Origin of the sequence: Silvania sp. (assembly GCF_051656365.1) — a bacterium.
Classification (GTDB): Bacteria; Pseudomonadota; Gammaproteobacteria; order Enterobacterales; family Enterobacteriaceae; genus Enterobacter; species Enterobacter hatchlandensis.
Genome location: NZ_JBOGBT010000094.1, coordinates 154,183 through 171,552 on the forward strand (window position 1 = coordinate 154,183; position 17,370 = coordinate 171,552).

The 17,370-nt window shown below is 39.9% G+C and carries 14 protein-coding genes and 1 tRNA gene; 6 read left to right on the top strand and 9 right to left on the bottom strand.

The features are described from left to right. Positions 1–14 precede the first annotated feature (14 nt). The gene (locus ACRDD5_RS18755; protein ID WP_438677645.1) at positions 15–2,033 is read left to right on the top strand and encodes a DNA phosphorothioation-associated putative methyltransferase; all 2,019 of its coding nucleotides are present in this window, start codon (positions 15–17) and stop codon (positions 2,031–2,033) included. Here ACRDD5_RS18755 and ACRDD5_RS18760 read toward each other — a convergent pair. The 5 genes from ACRDD5_RS18760 to ACRDD5_RS18780 are packed head-to-tail and all read right to left on the bottom strand — an operon-like array spanning position 2,023 to position 8,217. Then, on the bottom strand, positions 2,023–3,075 hold the full coding sequence (locus ACRDD5_RS18760) for a cysteine desulfurase family protein (protein WP_438677646.1): 1,053 nt from the start codon (positions 3,073–3,075) through the stop codon (positions 2,023–2,025). The genes ACRDD5_RS18755 and ACRDD5_RS18760 overlap by 11 nt on opposite strands. An 11-nt stretch (positions 3,076–3,086) precedes the next feature. Next, positions 3,087–3,986 carry a phospholipase D-like domain-containing protein gene (locus ACRDD5_RS18765; protein WP_438677647.1) on the bottom strand — a complete coding sequence of 300 codons (900 nt, stop codon included), beginning with the start codon at positions 3,984–3,986 and terminating at the stop codon, positions 3,087–3,089. Positions 3,987–3,990: 4 nt separating this feature from the next. Then, the gene (locus ACRDD5_RS18770) at positions 3,991–4,698 is read right to left on the bottom strand and encodes a hypothetical protein (protein ID WP_438677648.1); all 708 of its coding nucleotides are present in this window, start codon (positions 4,696–4,698) and stop codon (positions 3,991–3,993) included. 48 nt (positions 4,699–4,746) lie between these two features. Beyond that, a complete protein-coding gene (locus ACRDD5_RS18775) occupies positions 4,747–6,576 on the bottom strand; it encodes an ATP-binding protein (protein WP_438677649.1) in 1,830 nt (609 codons plus the stop codon). 18 nt (positions 6,577–6,594) lie between these two features. Continuing rightward, on the bottom strand, positions 6,595–8,217 hold the full coding sequence (locus ACRDD5_RS18780; RefSeq protein ID WP_438677650.1) for a DEAD/DEAH box helicase: 1,623 nt from the start codon (positions 8,215–8,217) through the stop codon (positions 6,595–6,597). 446 nt (positions 8,218–8,663) lie between these two features. Here ACRDD5_RS18780 and ACRDD5_RS18785 point away from each other — a divergent pair, with 446 nt between their 5' ends. The 3 genes from ACRDD5_RS18785 to ACRDD5_RS18795 are packed head-to-tail and all read left to right on the top strand — an operon-like array spanning position 8,664 to position 13,875. Further along, entirely contained in the window at positions 8,664–9,623 is a 960-nt protein-coding gene (locus ACRDD5_RS18785) for a DUF4007 family protein (RefSeq protein ID WP_438677651.1), read from the top strand. Between the two features lie 2 nt (positions 9,624–9,625). Beyond that, a complete protein-coding gene (locus ACRDD5_RS18790; RefSeq protein ID WP_438677652.1) occupies positions 9,626–12,961 on the top strand; it encodes a hypothetical protein in 3,336 nt (1,111 codons plus the stop codon). A 14-nt stretch (positions 12,962–12,975) separates the two neighbouring features. Continuing rightward, positions 12,976–13,875: a phosphoadenosine phosphosulfate reductase domain-containing protein gene (locus tag ACRDD5_RS18795; protein ID WP_438677653.1), complete on the top strand. Its 900-nt coding sequence runs from the start codon at positions 12,976–12,978 to the stop codon at positions 13,873–13,875. 131 nt (positions 13,876–14,006) lie between these two features. On the opposite strand, the gene ACRDD5_RS18800 is transcribed toward ACRDD5_RS18795, so the two are convergent. The 4 genes from ACRDD5_RS18800 to rraB all read right to left on the bottom strand — a co-directional run bounded on the left by ACRDD5_RS18800 (position 14,007) and on the right by rraB (position 16,160). Further along, positions 14,007–14,091 (bottom strand) — tRNA-Leu (locus tag ACRDD5_RS18800). Positions 14,092–14,192: 101 nt separating this feature from the next. Continuing rightward, on the bottom strand, positions 14,193–14,906 hold the full coding sequence (locus ACRDD5_RS18805) for a topoisomerase II (protein ID WP_438677654.1): 714 nt from the start codon (positions 14,904–14,906) through the stop codon (positions 14,193–14,195). Between the two features lie 21 nt (positions 14,907–14,927). Next, positions 14,928–15,686 (bottom strand): tRNA isopentenyl-2-thiomethyl-A-37 hydroxylase MiaE, encoded by a 759-nt coding sequence (gene miaE, locus ACRDD5_RS18810; protein WP_438677655.1) that lies wholly within the window; start codon positions 15,684–15,686, stop codon positions 14,928–14,930. A gap of 45 nt (positions 15,687–15,731) precedes the next feature. After that, positions 15,732–16,160, bottom strand: coding sequence for a ribonuclease E inhibitor RraB (gene rraB / locus ACRDD5_RS18815; protein WP_271283229.1), 429 nt, complete (start codon positions 16,158–16,160; stop codon positions 15,732–15,734). On the opposite strand from rraB, the gene argL reads away from it, so the two are divergent. Together argL and argF are read left to right on the top strand one after the other, a co-directional pair. Further along, positions 16,053–16,355 (top strand): putative translational regulatory protein ArgL, encoded by a 303-nt coding sequence (argL, locus tag ACRDD5_RS18820; RefSeq protein ID WP_438677656.1) that lies wholly within the window; start codon positions 16,053–16,055, stop codon positions 16,353–16,355. The genes rraB and argL overlap by 108 nt on opposite strands. Continuing rightward, the gene (argF, locus tag ACRDD5_RS18825; RefSeq protein WP_271283230.1) at positions 16,325–17,329 is read left to right on the top strand and encodes an ornithine carbamoyltransferase; all 1,005 of its coding nucleotides are present in this window, start codon (positions 16,325–16,327) and stop codon (positions 17,327–17,329) included. The genes argL and argF overlap by 31 nt, the downstream gene beginning before the upstream one ends. Positions 17,330–17,370 lie beyond the last annotated feature (41 nt).

Below are 17,370 nucleotides of genomic sequence, written 5' to 3' on the forward strand. Positions count from 1 at the left end.
GAGAAGGGTTGGATATGAACGAAGAGTTATTTGCAAAACTCATATCTCAGATTAGAATCGGGAAACAACTTCCAGATGCCATTTACATTCATAGAGATGCTTTTTCTGCATTACCAGACACTCTAAGACAATTTATATGGGCAGTTGCTAAGGCAGTCAAACTAGAAGATAGTGAATGGAATTTAGTAAAACTATTCAAAAAAGAGTTCCGTGTATCGCTCTTGCACTATCCAGACTTTTATTCGGACTCGTACCCTTCCCTTCGACAAAGTCTAAACGTTGATTTGAAAAAATTAAGTCATCGAATAACTAAATATGATGTATCTGATAACCCTCCAATATTGCATCGTAAAGAAACAATGATACTACCTGATAATGAATATTTTCAACATTTCAGATTACTTACGCAAGAAGGAGAAGATGCTGGACTATATGCTAATAGTCATTTAATTGGTTTTAAAATTTCCTGGAACAATCTTATATCTCATCATGGATATAGTTTAGTTGACGGAAGAATAGTCCGTAGTAAACTAAGCCTTAAAAAAGAAAAATCTATTATTGATAGATATAAAACTGCGCTTGTAAGATATGAACTTTCATCCCCCATTAAATCACTTGTAAGACATGATTATCTTAATGGTTCATACTCTATCTTTGATTATGGATGTGGTCGTGGAGATGATATACGTGAGTTAGAAGCGCATGGTCTAGATGTATCTGGCTGGGATCCAAATTTCCGACCAGATTCTGATAAGGTCAGCTCCGATATAATCAACTTAGGTTTTGTACTGAATGTTATAGAAGATCAAGATGAACGTCTCGAAGCGCTTTTAGGTGCTTGGGAGTTAACAGATAAATTTTTAATAGTCTCAGTCATGCTTGCCAATGAGGCTTATATATCTAAATTTAAGCCTTATAAAGATGGTGTAGTCACAACAAGGAACACATTCCAAAAATACTATTATCAATCTGAAATAAAGTCCTACATAGAAAGAAATTTACATGAAGAAGCGATAGCTGTTTCGCCTGGTATATTCTACGTATTTAAAGATAAATTAGAAGAACAATTATATCTTCAAGGAAGGTATAAAAGGCATTTTGAATGGAAACAACTAACATCATCACAACCCTTATATACAAAGGATAAAGTAGAGCTAGTAATCTCGACACATAAAGATCTATTCGATTCCTTTTGGAAAAGTTGCTTAGAGTTAGGTCGAGTTCCACTAAATCATGAATATGTTGATACGTACAGAGTAAAGGAATTAATTGGATCAAATAAAAAGGCTTTCAACATATTGAATGAGATATATGATATCTCCGAGTTTAACAAAGCGAAAAAAAGTCGACATGAAGACTTACTTTTATACTTCGCAATGGAACTTTTTGGTAAAAGAAAAGCATACAATAAACAACCTGACTCACTTAAGTTAGATATCAAGACATTTTTTTTAGATTATAACAACGCTATTAACAATGCCAAAGAACTCTTATTTGCAATTGCAGACACAATTTTAATAAATGAACAATGCAAGGAGGCTTATTCTCTCTTACCTGCAAGCATTTTGAATGAAGGTCACTCATTGATTCTTCATAGAAGTTATATCGACGATTTGCCACTATTGCTTCGAGTATACGTCGGTGCGGGTTTACAAATGTATGGTGAACTGGGTGAAGATATAGATCTTTTAAAGATACATATAACCTCGGGGAAACTCACGCTAATGGCGTACGATGATTTCACTCAACCAGTTCCCTTTCTCAGAGAGAGAATAAAGATAAAAATGTCAGCTCAAGAAATAGATTTCTTTGATTATATTGATAATTATAAACGGCCTCCTCTTTTGAATAAACATCTGTTAATTAATATCAATGATGTAGAATTTGAAAAACAAAAGAGCTTTGATAAACGCTTATCTAAGCTCTTATGTTGCAATGACCATAGTGAAGTTCTAATGCAAAGACAACAATATGATGAACGCCTTAATATCTCCGGTAAAAAAATAAATGGGTTCAAAATAATTAGCAGGTAATATGATAAGGGGGAAGACTAATTCTGTAGGTTCTCCTGGCTTGTGCTTCTTCGAGGCCAATTGCAGTTAAGACATGGGATGGAGTGTTTGCCATCGCATTGCAGGCAGACCCTTGCGATATCAACCACGGCTGCTCGTTTGTAAATCGCTTGGCTTCTTCGTCAGTACTAAATGTTATATTCCAGATCGTAGATACTGCAGGAGAGTTACCATTGCGTATGAAATTATAATCTTTAATTTTTTCCTCGAATTCAAAGTGCTGCGGGCATTTTGATTCGGGGAAGTTTTCTACTGCTGCACCAAGCCCAACAATAAGGGGAGTAGGTGAGGTCCCTCCTCTTAAGCCAAGTTCTTGACCACCACCATGTATGAGCGGTATCAAACCTACTTCACGTGCATTTCTGACATATAAAGCTCCAATACCTTTAGGGGCATATATTTTATGACCTGATAAAGAAAGCATATCTAAATTAAAATCGTCGACATCAATATCTAATTTGCAAAAACTTTGAGCTGCGTCAGTATGAAAAGGTATATTCCTTTCAAATCCAATACTGCCTATATCTCGTATATTTTGTATAGTGCCCAACTCATTATTAACATGATGAATAGAGATCAAAATTGTATTATCTTTTATAGCATTCAAAACTGATTTAACACTTATTACACCATCATTATCAGGCGTTAAATAAGTGACATCGAAGCCTATAGACTGAAGATAAATGCAGGTATTAATAATACATTTATGCTCGATTGAAGAAGTAATTATATGGCCTTTCTTCTCAATGTTTTTGAATGCAATCCCTTTAATTGCCATATTATTAGATTCACTCGCGCCACTAGTAAAAATAATTTCGCTTGGAAACGCACCTATCTTTTCAGCAATGATTTCTCTAGCTAATTGAATAGCCTTTGAAGCTTTTAACCCCTCAGGATGAACTGAAGAAGGATTAGCAAAGATTTCTGCATGCCAAGGATTCATTAATTCTGATACCTCAGGTGATTCGGGTGTCGAAGCAGCATAATCAAAGTATTGATTCATAATCTCCACTCTCAATATATTAAAGTAATACGCTGACTATAATTTGGCCTATCAATACTGAATTGTTCTGGAACTAATTTTTCAAGATAGGATAACAGATTAATGATATATCCTTTAACTTCTTTCCTGTAAGGTAACAAATCATCTTTTAGGCATCCATGTATACACTCGGAAAGTTCGCCAAAGTACATTTGCTTATTTCCTCGATGGCTAATAGCATCTACAATGAATAGATAGATTTTACTTTGTAGAAACTCAAATTTCATTTCTTCGAGAGACTTACCATATAAAAAGATATCTTCATCGTGTTCAATGTCAGCATCTTTATTATCAGAGAAAAGGTTGCACCAAGGTAAGTCACCGACATATAGCCCATCATTGCTTGGAATATAGTCCATAATGGGTAAAATATTTTCCCACCATGCAGGACAACATTCTAAATTTTTTTCTTGTTTTGATGAGAATTCTATAATTTTCTTGATCATGCTGGATGTAATAGGTATTGCATCTTGAAACACTGAAGCAATTAGTAATCTATCATTAGATGATAAGCTTACTTTAACTGTAAGTTCTAAATTCCCGTAGCCTGTAAGACATAAGCCATTTGAGGTAAAATTAGCACTTCCAATAAAACCTTCACTTTCATTAATTTGATAAAATTTTCCGTGCAGTGTTCTATGCAAAAAACATTTAACCCCGCTTTGATGAAGAATACTTAGTGCATTAATGTCGACTGCGCCAGAAATGATATCTGCAGGTCTTGCCCTCACAATTATCTTTGTATCTACCCCTAAAGGTAGATGCTCAAAAAGAAAGTTAACAGCGGGCATAGTCAAGTATGGAGAGAGTATGTTTACACGAGTTGCATTTTCAAGAGCAATACCCAACTGCTGATGAAAATTGTTACTCATTATACTACTTTGCATCCTCAACCTCTAAACTCGCTAATGATTCATCTACAAGATTATATAAAAAAGTATTGATCATTGCTCTAGCTTTTACCATTTTCTGAAGATTAACTTGAGATAAAATATTACTTTCTGCGATACACCATGCCATAAGAGCAAGCATAAATTCATGTTGCATTGTGTTTTTGCAACGTAAAATATAATGAACATAGAAGATATGGCGACGGTTGATTAATAATTGAACTTCACCATTATGATAGTTCATATCAAAAAGAATGAAACTGGGCAACGAACCAAATTGATAGTTCAATTTATATGCATTAATGTTTGACAGCTCGTTTTCCCAAAGAATTTTCGCGACGGACATGAAGTCATTAAATTGCTTTGAATCACTCACGCAACATAATTTTACCCATGTAGTCAGAAAGTATAACAATGGGTGTCTTTCATCTTTCAAAGACAATAATACATAGAAAGGGTGATGACCATTTAAAACTAATTGAGATATTGAATTGCAATTTTTAGACATAAAAAAATACGGAGCATCATCAAATGCAACGTTGAAGGTTACATCATGATTAATTCCTATTAACTTTGTGTTATCCCCATCAACTTCGCTTTCTTTAGTATTATATGTATATTCTCCATTAAAAAAACAATTTGTAGTGAAAAAAAATTGATGAAATAAACGTTTCAATCGTCGGATAATGTTCATATCGACTTACCTTTAAAAGCGAAGCGGCGTGGAAACCCACGCCTTTTCCTAGCATTCGTCATCAGAATCTAAGTAATCATGAAGCATTTCGCCCCATTTCTCTCGCGAAAATGCGAATTGATTTCGAGCACGATCCGACAGGGCTTCATTTTCCATTTGAGCCCAAGCTCCTAAACTTATTTCGAGAAGCATTCGTTGCTCATCAGTAGAGTCACTCATTAATCTTTTAAAGAACAAATGATTTTCATTTAATTGAAGTAAGGTAAGACCTTCAAACATAGTAACATCAAAAAAAGTACCTTGTGATGATTTGACTAACTGGATCTTAAATCGCTCTTTGTTTTTTATAATATCATCAACAATCTGCTTGGCCTCTTCATCCGTTACAGATGGGTCAACCTTTATTGTGCTAATAACTTTTTCATGTTCTTTAGGTGTTAGGCTTATATCGTGATCAGGCCCCTTGCCTTCTTCACTTCTACGGCGAATTTTTTCTTCAATGATTTCTATAGCCTTTGATTTTTTAGATGCATTATTTTCTGATGTTTTTTTAATATCAAAAGTTAATTTTTCTACTTCTTGTGATGCTTGCTTTATTGATTCTTTTACCTTGGCAGAAAGTTCATATAATTTCAATTTAGGATCATTATTTTGCTCTAAATCTTTTTGGTACTCTTCTACCGATTCAAAACCATATTGCTCGTAGTCTTCATCGATACTCATATTTCTAAAATTTACTGCTGTTTGTTTATTATTTGCAACACCAAAAACCTTATCAAGACCTGGTCCAAAACAGATTTCTATGCCCATATAACGACCTTCGTAGTTAAGGAAATCTTTTTTAAAGAAATCATTATATGTTTCAAGCTCCCTATCTGACCGAATTATCGACATTCCTGCATTTTGTGCAAAATGTTTACCCCATGGTGTACTACCAACCTTTTGATATTTCTGACTTTCCTTTGCTTCACGAATAGCATTTAATACCTCTTTTTTAATTATAGAAGTATTTATCATAACTGTATGAGGATGACCGTCTATAACAATCTCAACTTTTTTAGTTTCTTTGAGTTCGAAAGGTATTTCTCCTTTGAAATCACCAGGTAAATCAGGAAGAGAAGTATTAGCCGTAAGATAAAGAGGGTCATTTGCTCTAAATTCTGTAGCATCGGGAGATTGAGCAACAACATAATGACTAGTCTTTTCATCGTAAAAATATGGTTTAAATACAATTCTAACTTTCTTAGCTCCAATATATTTCCGATACATCCTTCCGACTAGCGCTTCAGAATGTTTATATAGAGACGAAGATGTTTTCCATTGCAACCGATCAAGTTTTGTCCAGAGAATAAAAGTACCAGAATTTGGTAAAATGCCATTACCGTCAAGTATTTCCGTTAATTCTCTAGGTAAATTATTTTCTGTGGGATATGGAATATGTTCCAACCGCCCATCTTTCATTTCTTCTATATCGAGATACGTATGTATAGGAAGATTATTATTTTGCCAGCTCCATACATCTACTCTTTGGCACTGTGATATACTTGAGTTAGGCAATCCCATCCCAAACTTACCCATGCCATTAGGATCATTCCTATTTTCACTTCCACCAAACTCTAATGCTAAATGCAGAGTCTGCTTGTCCATCCCCTTTCCATTATCGAAAATACCGATTTTTTGCACTTGCTTAGTATTTCTAACTCCAGCAGTATTCACATGCTCGAAAGATATCAGCTGCACATTGTCTGCACCAGCTTGAATGCTATTATCAATTAACTCAGCTAGCGCATATGCAGCATTTTTGTACCCATTATCGCGCATAGACTCAATTGCGATAGCTCCACGAATAAACGGACGTTCTTCAGTTTTCATAGACATTAAAACTATTCCTTTAAATTATTCAGACCACATTGTATCCCAGTGTGCAAAAGCATGGCACACACTGCGAAACTCTGGAATATTATCATTTACTGTGTAAACCCTGCAGGAAATGTTACCCCCACTCTGTTTGCCTCTCATTGCTCTGCCTGCCATTTGAGAATATTGAACCAGCGAAGCTGTTGGCCGAGCAATAATTGCTACATCAGTGCAGGGTGCATCGAAACCAGCAGTGAGAACACCATAATTAATCAGAACACGCACTTTCCTGTTACGGTAATCTGCTATAGCTGCGGACCGTAGAATAGATGGAGTGTTTCCATCAATATTTCTACAAGAAATACCACAACCAGCTAATATCATCATAAGTTCCTCTGCATGTTCAACTGTGCATGCAAAAACTATAATTTGTGTATGTTCGCTTTCTAATTCATCTAAGATAGTGTTTATTATTTTTAGATTTCTATTATTATTAGATGATAGAGCCTTGAGAAGCTCGCTATTACCCTCGCAATGACGTTCCTCTACCGCAAATGTACTTAGTTCGACATCATCGTAGTCCAAACGTTGGAAATTGGCTTTAGCCAGATACTGTTTTTCAACTAGATACTCAATAGGTGAACTGTAACCTTTAACTCGCATTGATATTTTATTATTACCAAAAAAACCACTTAGTTTTTTATTTTCATCCTGAAGACTCTTATCGTCTGTCATTACTCTACCTGGAGTCGCAGAAAGTCCAAGGAGAAAAGCATTTCTTAGAGAATTATCGATAAAACCTTCAACGATACTTTTGTAGGTGGGAGCAATCGCTTTATGAGCCTCATCGAAAACGATCAAAGCAGTATGTTTTTTTAGTTGATGAAAAAGAACTTGAAGAATCTCACGTTCATTTTTATTTAAGCTATTTAGTTTTTGTAATCCCGCAACAAAAAAACCTTTCGATAAACCGCTTATAGATAATGCAGATTCTCCATAGTATGCATAACTAGGCATAGTTTGATTGCCTAATACCTTCCAAGCCTTTCTGAACTCATACAGAGCCTGTTCGCATAACTCTTTAGTATCTGCTAGCCAAACAACTAGTACCTCTGGATTTTCTCTAAGAAAGTCACACACTATATTCATTGAGGTACGTGTCTTACCCGCCCCTGTAGGCAGATGTAGCATTGCCCGATGAATACTACCATCAAGCATCAGTTTTCTTATTCTGTGACTACAATCTATCTGATAATCATATAGTGGATAATCTGGTACAACTTGAACTGTGCTTTTTATAGAAGCAGAGGAAGCTAGATATGACGAGTAGTCATCAACTATATTCAGTGCTTTTACAAATAACGATATATCTTCTTCAAGAATTTCTTCCAATGTTTCATAGGGATTTCTACACATATCTATGTCTATTGAAAGATTTTCTAAAGCAGCCTTTAATTGCGCTGGTTTTAACCGTCTAACAATTTTTAAGCAATTATTTCTATCACTAATCAACATAACACTTAAATTTTGATAAACTACATTTGTGAGGTCAAACGTTTCACGCTGTTCTGATGTTAATGCATTGTATTGTTCTTGTTGTCTAGTGTTCAAAAGTTCAAAGCAGTCGCTGACAGAAAAATTGCTCAAAACCTCACGTAGCATGTTAAAATCCCCTAACTAAAATTAACGGAGTGTGACATTTTTTTAAACTACACTGCAGGCGTCTTACTTAAAAAACATGATACAAGATATCATTAGCTTAAATCATGTCTATAACTTTCATCGCTAGCATGGCTATGCTTCGCTTCTATGGTAAATGTTATGATAATTTTGTAATCATAAATTTTGCGCTTTGTGAAATTTCAAGCATATTAATTTCCTAAAAGCTTATTGTAGAGTTGATTTTATCGGTGTCATTTATATGACAGCCTAATAATAAACAATAGAAATTAATCCCTCCTCCTGTTATGCAGGACAAACCTGCACATAAACCTTGCTGTTATGAGGTTAATTATACCCGGTTTACCTAGATTTTCCTTTAGATCTGCATTCGATTTACTGTAAAATCTCTATTTGGATAAAAACTCCAATTCAGTAAGGTAACCGTTTTGAGCATCGAATCTAGCACTCTTAAGTTCTCCGGACATCAGACTTTTCCTATCCGTTATGGTTGGATTTACAAGATTATTCAAGAGGTTAATGAAGGAAATTCAATTTCGAGTCAAGATAATGTTGAAGAACAGATGCTTTCGATGGGCATGGGAAAAAACATGGTACTTTCTGTTCGCTATTGGATACGAAGTCTAAATCTCGTGAACTGCTCAGATTCGAAATTGCAAACTTACGTTCTGACCTCTTTGGCTAAGAAATTGTTCGTAGGTATAGACGCTTACGATCGATACATGGACAAAATCGGAACTGTTTGGTTACTTCATTGGTTAGGGCAGTCTATTGATGCTCAGTTTGCAGAGTTAAACTCTTTTCGATGGTTTTTCAACTATTTTAATGGATTGAGAACAAGTAAAGAGCAACTTCTCAAGGACATTACACTTTCTCTTAGTAATCATGGTAAAAGCCTCAATGAAGCTACTCTGAGTAAAGATATTGACTGTCTTTTTCAGATGTATGGTGTAAAGCGTTCATCTTTAAGCAAAATCAATGAAGATAGTTTTACTTCGCCTTTCACAGAGTTAGGTTTAATCATTCAAGAAAGCGGAAAAGATTATCGTGCAGAATTAAGCTCTCAAAGCAGTCTGCCTGTTGAAGTTTTCGCTTATGCTATAATTGATTTTATGCAACGAAAACAGAAAGATAGCTCCGGTTCAGTGATCAACGCCCAAACCACGATTTCATTTGAAACATTGCTTAACGACATCGGCTCCCCAGGAAGAGTATTTCGATTATCTGCTTCGGATCTAAGCGACAAACTTGACAGGCTTGAAATTATCAGTGAAGGAATGTTCTCTTGGACTGACACACAGGGTTTGCGCCAAGTTCAACATACTTTTGCTGATATTCAAGCAGTAGAACCTGGTCTTTATCTTCAACATTATTACCAGGGAGAGTAAACATGACTTTGACTAATTATTATTCTATTGCGACACGTCATCAGCGTTCAACACGCATCGATAGCGATTTAAGTGTTGATTTCTTTTCTGGCCTTGTTTTTCACGGCACAGCGCAATCTTCACTTGAAACATTATTCCGACAGTATTCACAGTTAGGGCAACGTACTTATACACTGACAGGTCCATATGGGTCAGGTAAATCAACGATTGCTTTGTTACTTACTGGAATACTGAATGTTGATCGTTCGATCCGTTCTGCTGCACTTAATGTACTCAATACAGAATCAGTTACATTACTGAAAAGTAGCATAGGTTATAATAAAGGATGGTTACAAATCCGCTCAGTTGGCGGAGTAAATGGCCCAATTACAGCTTTTTGGCAAGCAACTCTTACAGCACTTGGTGAGCATCCGAACACTCAAGTACTAGAACAGAAGTACTGCAAGCTCAATATTTCCAGTGATTCACAACTCATTGAAGTATGGGAAAAAATTTTTGTTGAAGTCAACAATCTTGTCGATGGCATTTTAATTATTGCTGACGAGATGGGAAAAAGTTTAGAGTTTATTAATAAAAACAAAAACGATCTTCATCTTTTCCAGGATATAGCGGAAATTTTTGGTCGTATTAAAACTCCTGTAATTTTTTTAGGTTTATTACATCAAGCGTTTTCTGAATATGCAAAGGGCCGAGGTACAAAACTTCAGGAAGAATGGGGGAAAATCCAAGGCCGTTATAATGATATTCTTTACAACGTATCTACTGACGAAACTGTCGCTCTTATTGGCAAGTCAATTATTTCAGAAACAACCAATAATTCTGACAATTATGTTTCATCAGTTCTTGCCGCTCTAAATGATAGCAAAGAACGTAAAGCACAACTTTATGAACGTTTACTATTATGTGCACCAATACATCCTTTAACTGCTTTGCTTTTAGGACCAATTTCTAAACGCCGTTTTAGCCAAAACGAGCGTAGTACTTTCAGTTTCCTAAATTCTCATGAGCAGCATAGTTTCCAACTATTTCTTAGAAACACAGTTGATCTAAATGCCAGATATGATTTAGAAAATCTCTGGGATTATTTAGAGACAAATTTGGAGCATACTATTATTAGTTCTCCAGATGGACATGCCTGGTCCGCTGCAGCAGAGTCAATTCGCATAGCCAAACAAAAAGACCTTCCTCTGCAAGCAATTTCAATTTTGAAGGCCATTGCATTAATTACATTATTTGGACGCCCCGCGAACCTAGCTGCAACAGAGAGTATCCTTTTAGCGGCAACAAAAGTTTCAGATAAGAATGAACTTGATGAGTATATTCATATACTTAAAGATAATTCTTGCATCATCTATCGGAAACATCTCTCTTCATGGGTCGTTTTTGAAGGCTCTGATCTTGATATTCCTACTTTGATTGAAACTAAAATAGAGCAATTAGAAAATACTGACGAGGCTATTAGTTATATCGATTTCGCGGATCAAGTTATCGCCAAAGGCCACTACCATACATCTGGTACGCTAAGATGGGCCGAAAAAAATATCATATCCCAAAATTCTGATGAAACTCTTTCAACTCCAATTGAAAGCGGAGCATTTGCTCGGTTTACTTTATTATTAAGCGATGAGTCAGGCCCTACACTAAGTGACATTAGTAAGAAGAACAAGAGTATTATTGTTGCATCTGCCAAAAATTCTGATGATATTCATTTGTTAGCTAAGGAATGCTATGCTCTAGATTTATTGAAATCGGATAAGGAAATTGGTCGAGTTCTGCAACATGATAAGGTTGCACAAAAGGAATACGACGGTCGGAAACTAAATAGTGATAAGGCATTAGTTGAGGCAATTAATAATGCTTTTAACAATGCACACTGGTACTATGATGGTAGATTATTCCACTCAGAATCATTGAGTCAAATTACAAGTTCTGCGGCAGATAGCATATATTCACGCACCCCTAAAATAAAAAATGAGCTTGTAAATAGAAATAAATTATCCGGGACAGCTGTTTCAGCTCTAAAAAAGTTACTTGAAGCGATGCTGCAGAATCAATCAAAAATAAATTTAGGCATTTCAGGATTTCCTCCTGAGATGTCAATGTATATTAGTTGCCTTAAACGGACAGGAATACACTCATCAGAGGGAGAAAATGGCAGTCACTGGTTCATTACCGATCTTGGTCCCGAACTGGATGCTATTTTTGCTGACGCTCTAATTCTTGTTCAAGAAAACAAAAAAACCAAATTACAACTATCTGAAATTATAAATTTATGGTCTAAGCCGCCGTATGGTTTAACACATGGTGTTATGTTAATTTTCTTATTAGCATTTTTGAAATCTCTTGGACAGAACATTGCATATTACGAAAAAGATTTACATGGTGATTTTTCATTTATAGCTGAACCTGATGTTGATTATGTTCACAAATTGCTTAAATCACCTGCTGAATTGGCTATTACGTTTATTTCTTTTGAAAAAGATGAAGTATCTTGGATACAAAACCTTGCTATTTTTGCGGCTTCCGAATCGAACAGACAAGTTACTAATAATGTTTTAAGCATTGCTACACCACTAGTTACCATAATCCATAACTTGCCTCAATGGGTAAAAAATGCTCACAATTTTGTTCAAGATGACATTCAAAAAAACAAAATAGTCTTGGCGGTAAGAGATTTATTTTTACAAGCAAATGACCCACATGCTTTAATTATGCAAGACCTGATACTAGTTATTGATCCACAAAACAAATTATCTTTCACTCAAAGAGTAGATATTCTTGCAGAGAGTTTCAAAATCCTGCGTGAAAAACATGAGATAATGCTAAATAGTATCAAAGAAAAGGTTAAAGTCATCTTCCCAGAGAATGGGCAACAATTAGTCCAAATGTGTCATTTAGTTGAACAAAAAACGGGAGATATTAGATTAAAAGCCTTTTCCCGTGAATTAGCTAAAAGCGACAAAGGGTTATCTCAATGGCTTGAAAGTATCATTCAAATTGTTGTTGGTCGTGGTAAGCAAAACTGGAATGAAGGCCTCCTTCTTACCGCTGCCAATAAGATTAGTGATTTTGCACAGGATTTTTTAAGTGTTTTAAAATCCCAAGGATCCACTTCAGGTACATCAACTATTGGCCATAAAACAAGATTAGTTTCTCTTGTTTTAGAAGGCGATGATGGTAAGTTGAAATCTTATAAGAAAGAAATTCGGTTTGTTGACGAACAGAAATTAGTGGCTACTCGAAGTGCAATCTATGCGCAACTGGTTAACTTAGATGAATTTGAAAAAATTCAGTTGTTGCAACATATACTTAAAGAAACGCTGGAAACTCAGGGTTAAAGGAGGTATTGCTCATGAGTGCGATAAATAAGGTAAAACATGTACTTGGTTTATCCGGTGGTAAAGATAGTGCCGCCCTTGCTATTTACATGGCACGGAATTATCCAGAATTAGATATTGAGTACTTTTTCACTGATACGGGTAAAGAATTACCTGAGGTTTACGAATATCTTGAACAACTTGAAATAGTGCTAGGTAAACCAATTCTTCATATCAATGATAAAAAAGGCTTCGATTATTGGTTAAAGCAGCATAACAACTTTCTGCCAGCGGGACAGCAGCGTTGGTGCACCATTAGGATGAAGCTTGAACCTTTTGAAAAATGGGTTAAACCTTTCCTGGATGATGGTTTTGAAGTGATTTCGTATGTTGGCATACGAGCTGATGAACCTTGGCGTGATGGTTATCGTCCGAACGAAAATCAAAAATATTTAACTATAAAACTGCCCTTTGCTGAAGACGGTATCAAGAAGCAAGGTGTTCTGGATATTCTTGATAGCGCTGGTTTGGGTTTGCCTAAATATTATGATTGGCGATCCCGTTCAGGGTGTACCTTCTGCTTTTTCCAGAGAAAAATCGAATGGGTACGTTTGATGGAGAGACACCCTGAAGCCTTTGAAGAAGCTAAATCTTATGAAAAAAGAGCCGAAACCAGTGCAAATGGTGAAACCTTCTTCTGGATGGGGCCAAATGAACCTCTAGAAACTCTTGAGGATCCTGCACGCATTGAGCAAATAAAAGCAAACCATGAGAAAGTGCTGGAGCGTTTTAAAAATAAAATGGAACGCGAAAGAAAACGCCGGTTAGGGATGCATGCAATGGTTGATGAGTCCTTGCTGATTGATACTTTAGATATGGATGCTATGTACGATCTTGAGGAAGGCGGCGGCGCATGTATCACATGCTATAAATAGCCCTATTTTTATTAGGTCATCTTCATGGCCCATCTCATTATGAGATGGGCCTTTAATTTTGCCATTACTACCTTCTAGAAAATAACAGACACAAAAAAAGCCGCCCTTAAGCGACTTAATCTTGCATCTTTTGGTGCCGAAGGCCGGAATCGAACCGGCACGTATTTCTACGGTTGATTTTGAATCAACTGCGTCTACCGATTTCGCCACTTCGGCACTGAAGGGGATGCGGAAACGTTGTGGATTATACCTGTCGCGCGCCGCCATGCAAGCGGCGACGCGCTAAACCCGTGCCAAGTGCCGAAAAAACAACCGCCTTACAGATCCGACACCGAATAGCGAATCAACCCGGCCGCCTGTGGCTCTGGCAGCGCCAGCACGTTGTTCCACAGATCCTGTATCAGGTCACAGCTCAGCTTCTCTTTGCCCTTCCCTTTGCTCGGGGACTGCAGCAGCTCGATATCATCCCCGTACTTCAGGGTCAGCTTCTGGATAATCGGCACCACGTCGGTCTCGGCGCGGGTCGTTTCCTGCGGGGTTACGGTATGTTTGTTCGGCCCCACGGCGGCACGCATCATGGTGGCATCCGCCTGCATCCGGCGCTGCATCAGGTCTTTATCCAGCAGGCGCATCGGGTTTACGCCGCCCTTCACTTCCGGATACACAAAGCGGAAGCAGTTGTCATCGCTCAGCTTCTGCATGGCAGCGATCTGCTCGATATTGAGCTTCATATACTCCACCACGTTGGCGTCCGGAGCGGTTTGCAGGCGCGCCATCTGCAGATTCAAAATCTGCGGCTGTATGGTGTCGATAATCTGCTGCTCGGTTTTACCCGCCTTGTTCATCGCCAACACCTGATCCTGGATCTTGCTGCGAAACGCAGGTTCCTGCTCCTTAATCACCTGCCAGCTGGGCATATTGCTGAGCGCGGCGTCGAGCTTTTCAGGCGTGGGCGATTTGTCCCGGAAGAACCAGCTTCCTGCCGCGATACCCACCACTACGGCGATGGCGATACGTACACCCTTTTTCATCGTTCCCTGTCCTTCTGTTAATTAAACCGGCACCCCGCTGTGGAAGCGGAATTCAGCGTCCGGGGATAAGATAAGCGCGGCCTCCACCTCGCCAAACAGCTTCACCCTGGGGGTGATGTCGTCGTCACTCACCTGCTGCGCCAGCTGCAGATAGTCCTGATAGTGCCGGGCTTCAGAGCGCAGCAGCGACAGGTAAAACTTCTGTAGATCGTCATCGAGGAACGGCGCCAGCGCGGCGAAGCGTTCGCAGGAGCGCGCCTCGATATAGGCACCGCAAATCAGTTTATCGATGAGCGTCAGCGGCTCGTGGGTGCGCACGGCTTTCAGCATCCCTTTAGCGTAGCGGCTGGCTGTCATTTTGACGTACGGAATGTTACGCGCCAGCATCGCCTCGCGCACCTGCCAGAAATGGTGCAGCTCTTCTTTAATTAACAGCACCATGCTGTCGATAAGCGCCTGGCCCCACGGGTCGTCGGTCTTTGGCATCACGCTTTTGCTAATCTGCTTATGCAGGGCGATAAAGTCAGGTTCCGGCCCGTCGCGAAAGGTAAAGGCTTCATAGGGTCTGAGCCACTCGAGCAGCGCGTCGGCACCGCGTTGGTCGGCGACGTATTTGCGCACCAGCAGCAGCGCGGTCTGGGCGGCTTTGAGCTCGCACACCATATGGTCGGTGAGCAGCAGCGGCAGGTTCGCCGGGTCGCGGGCTTGTTCAATCCACGCTTGAGGGGTCGGGCACGGGAGGAAGTGTAAAACAGGGGCGAGTATCTGCGGGTAATCCATCATTGAACCTTGCAAAGCGGCAGCCGAAGCTGCCGCAAATCATACTTAGTGACGCACGCCGGTGTCGTCTTCGTCGAGACCTTCTTCGTCATCTTCGTCTTCGTCACCTTCTTCGCCGTTCGGATCTTCGAAGTAGGTGCCCCAGCCGTCGTATTCCACTTCAAACTTCTCGGCCAGGTTCATCAGCTGTTCAACCTGGGCGTCGATCAGGTCCGCTTTCAGCGCGCCTTCGCTCAGGATGTCGCAGCAGATGACGGTATCGCCCTCTTCCACTTCCAGCTCTTCTGGTTCGGTCACTTCGTAACCCATTTTAAAGGCTTCGACCGCCAGCTTTTCCAGCGCGTCGAAATCATCCGCAGAGAAATGATGCTCGATGGTGTACAGCGCATCCGGATCGCTGCCGTCTTCCAGCAGTTCTTCAATAATCAGTCGCGTCTCTTCGCGCTGTTCTTCCAGCAGTTCTGGGTTTGCCATGGCTCGTTCCTCTTTAAAGTGCGGCAGATACTTCTATTTTCACACACGGATGTGTTTGCCTCCACCTTTGTAAGAAAGATTTGTGAAACGGGGTTGCAAGTGCATATTGATACATATAAATTGAATTTTAATTCAATAAGTGGCCTTTGCCATGTGAGGATAAAATGTCTGAACTGTATAAAAAACACTTCCTGAAACTGCTCGATTTTACCCCTGCACAGATCACGTCCCTGCTTGCGCTGTCGGCACGCCTGAAGTCCGATAAGAAAAAAGGTACGGAAGTACAGCACCTTACTGGCAAAAACATCGCGCTCATCTTCGAAAAAGACTCAACCCGCACCCGATGCTCTTTCGAAGTTGCCGCATTTGACCAGGGCGCACGCGTCACTTATCTCGGGCCGAGCGGCAGCCAGATTGGGCATAAAGAATCAATTAAAGATACCGCACGCGTGCTGGGCCGGATGTACGACGGGATTCAGTATCGCGGTCACGGGCAGGAAGTTGTCGAAACGCTGGCGCAATATGCCGGCGTGCCGGTGTGGAACGGGCTGACCAACGAGTTCCACCCAACCCAGCTGCTGGCCGACCTGCTCACTCTGCAGGAGCATCTCCCGGGCAAAGCCTTTAACGAGATGGTGCTGGTGTATACCGGCGATGCGCGCAACAACATGGGCAACTCGATGCTCGAAGCGGCGGCGCTCACCGGGCTGGATCTGCGTCTGGTGGCCCCGAAAGCCTGCTGGCCGGAAGAGAGCCTGGTGGCCGAGTGCAGCGCGCTGGCCGAGCAGAACGGCGGCAGGATCACCCTCACCGAGGATGTGGCGGCGGGCGTGAAAGACGCCGACTTTATCTATACCGACGTGTGGGTGTCGATGGGGGAAGCCAAAGAGAAGTGGGCCGAGCGGATCGCCCTGCTGCGTGGCTATCAGGTGAACAGCCAGATGATGGCCCTGACCGGTAACCCGAACGTGAAGTTCCTGCACTGCCTGCCGGCGTTCCATGACGATCAAACCACGCTGGGCCAGCAGATGGCGAAGGAGTTCGACCTGCACGGCGGGATGGAAGTGACGGACGAGGTGTTTGAGTCGGCGGCGAGCGTGGTGTTTGATCAGGCGGAAAACCGGATGCACACCATTAAAGCGGTGATGGTGGCGACGCTGGGGAAATAGGGTGTCCCCTCACCCTAACCCTCTCCCCACAGGGGAGAGGG

Bases quoted from the DNA above. Each gene is read 5' to 3' on its own strand.
- argF (WP_271283230.1), top strand. From the start codon at position 16,325: ATGTCTGAACTGTATAAAAAACACTTCCTGAAACTGCTCGATTTTACC.
- ACRDD5_RS18760 (WP_438677646.1), bottom strand. From the start codon at position 3,075: ATGAATCAATACTTTGATTATGCTGCTTCGACACCCGAATCACCTGAG.
- argL (WP_438677656.1), top strand. From the start codon at position 16,053: ATGCTCGATGGTGTACAGCGCATCCGGATCGCTGCCGTCTTCCAGCAG.
- ACRDD5_RS18780 (WP_438677650.1), bottom strand. From the start codon at position 8,217: ATGCTACGTGAGGTTTTGAGCAATTTTTCTGTCAGCGACTGCTTTGAA.
- ACRDD5_RS18765 (WP_438677647.1), bottom strand. From the start codon at position 3,986: ATGAGTAACAATTTTCATCAGCAGTTGGGTATTGCTCTTGAAAATGCA.
- ACRDD5_RS18755 (WP_438677645.1), top strand. From the start codon at position 15: ATGAACGAAGAGTTATTTGCAAAACTCATATCTCAGATTAGAATCGGG.
- ACRDD5_RS18790 (WP_438677652.1), top strand. From the start codon at position 9,626: ATGACTTTGACTAATTATTATTCTATTGCGACACGTCATCAGCGTTCA.
- miaE (WP_438677655.1), bottom strand. From the start codon at position 15,686: ATGGATTACCCGCAGATACTCGCCCCTGTTTTACACTTCCTCCCGTGC.
- ACRDD5_RS18795 (WP_438677653.1), top strand. From the start codon at position 12,976: ATGAGTGCGATAAATAAGGTAAAACATGTACTTGGTTTATCCGGTGGT.
- rraB (WP_271283229.1), bottom strand. From the start codon at position 16,160: ATGGCAAACCCAGAACTGCTGGAAGAACAGCGCGAAGAGACGCGACTG.
- ACRDD5_RS18770 (WP_438677648.1), bottom strand. From the start codon at position 4,698: ATGAACATTATCCGACGATTGAAACGTTTATTTCATCAATTTTTTTTC.
- ACRDD5_RS18775 (WP_438677649.1), bottom strand. From the start codon at position 6,576: ATGTCTATGAAAACTGAAGAACGTCCGTTTATTCGTGGAGCTATCGCA.
- ACRDD5_RS18805 (WP_438677654.1), bottom strand. From the start codon at position 14,906: ATGAAAAAGGGTGTACGTATCGCCATCGCCGTAGTGGTGGGTATCGCG.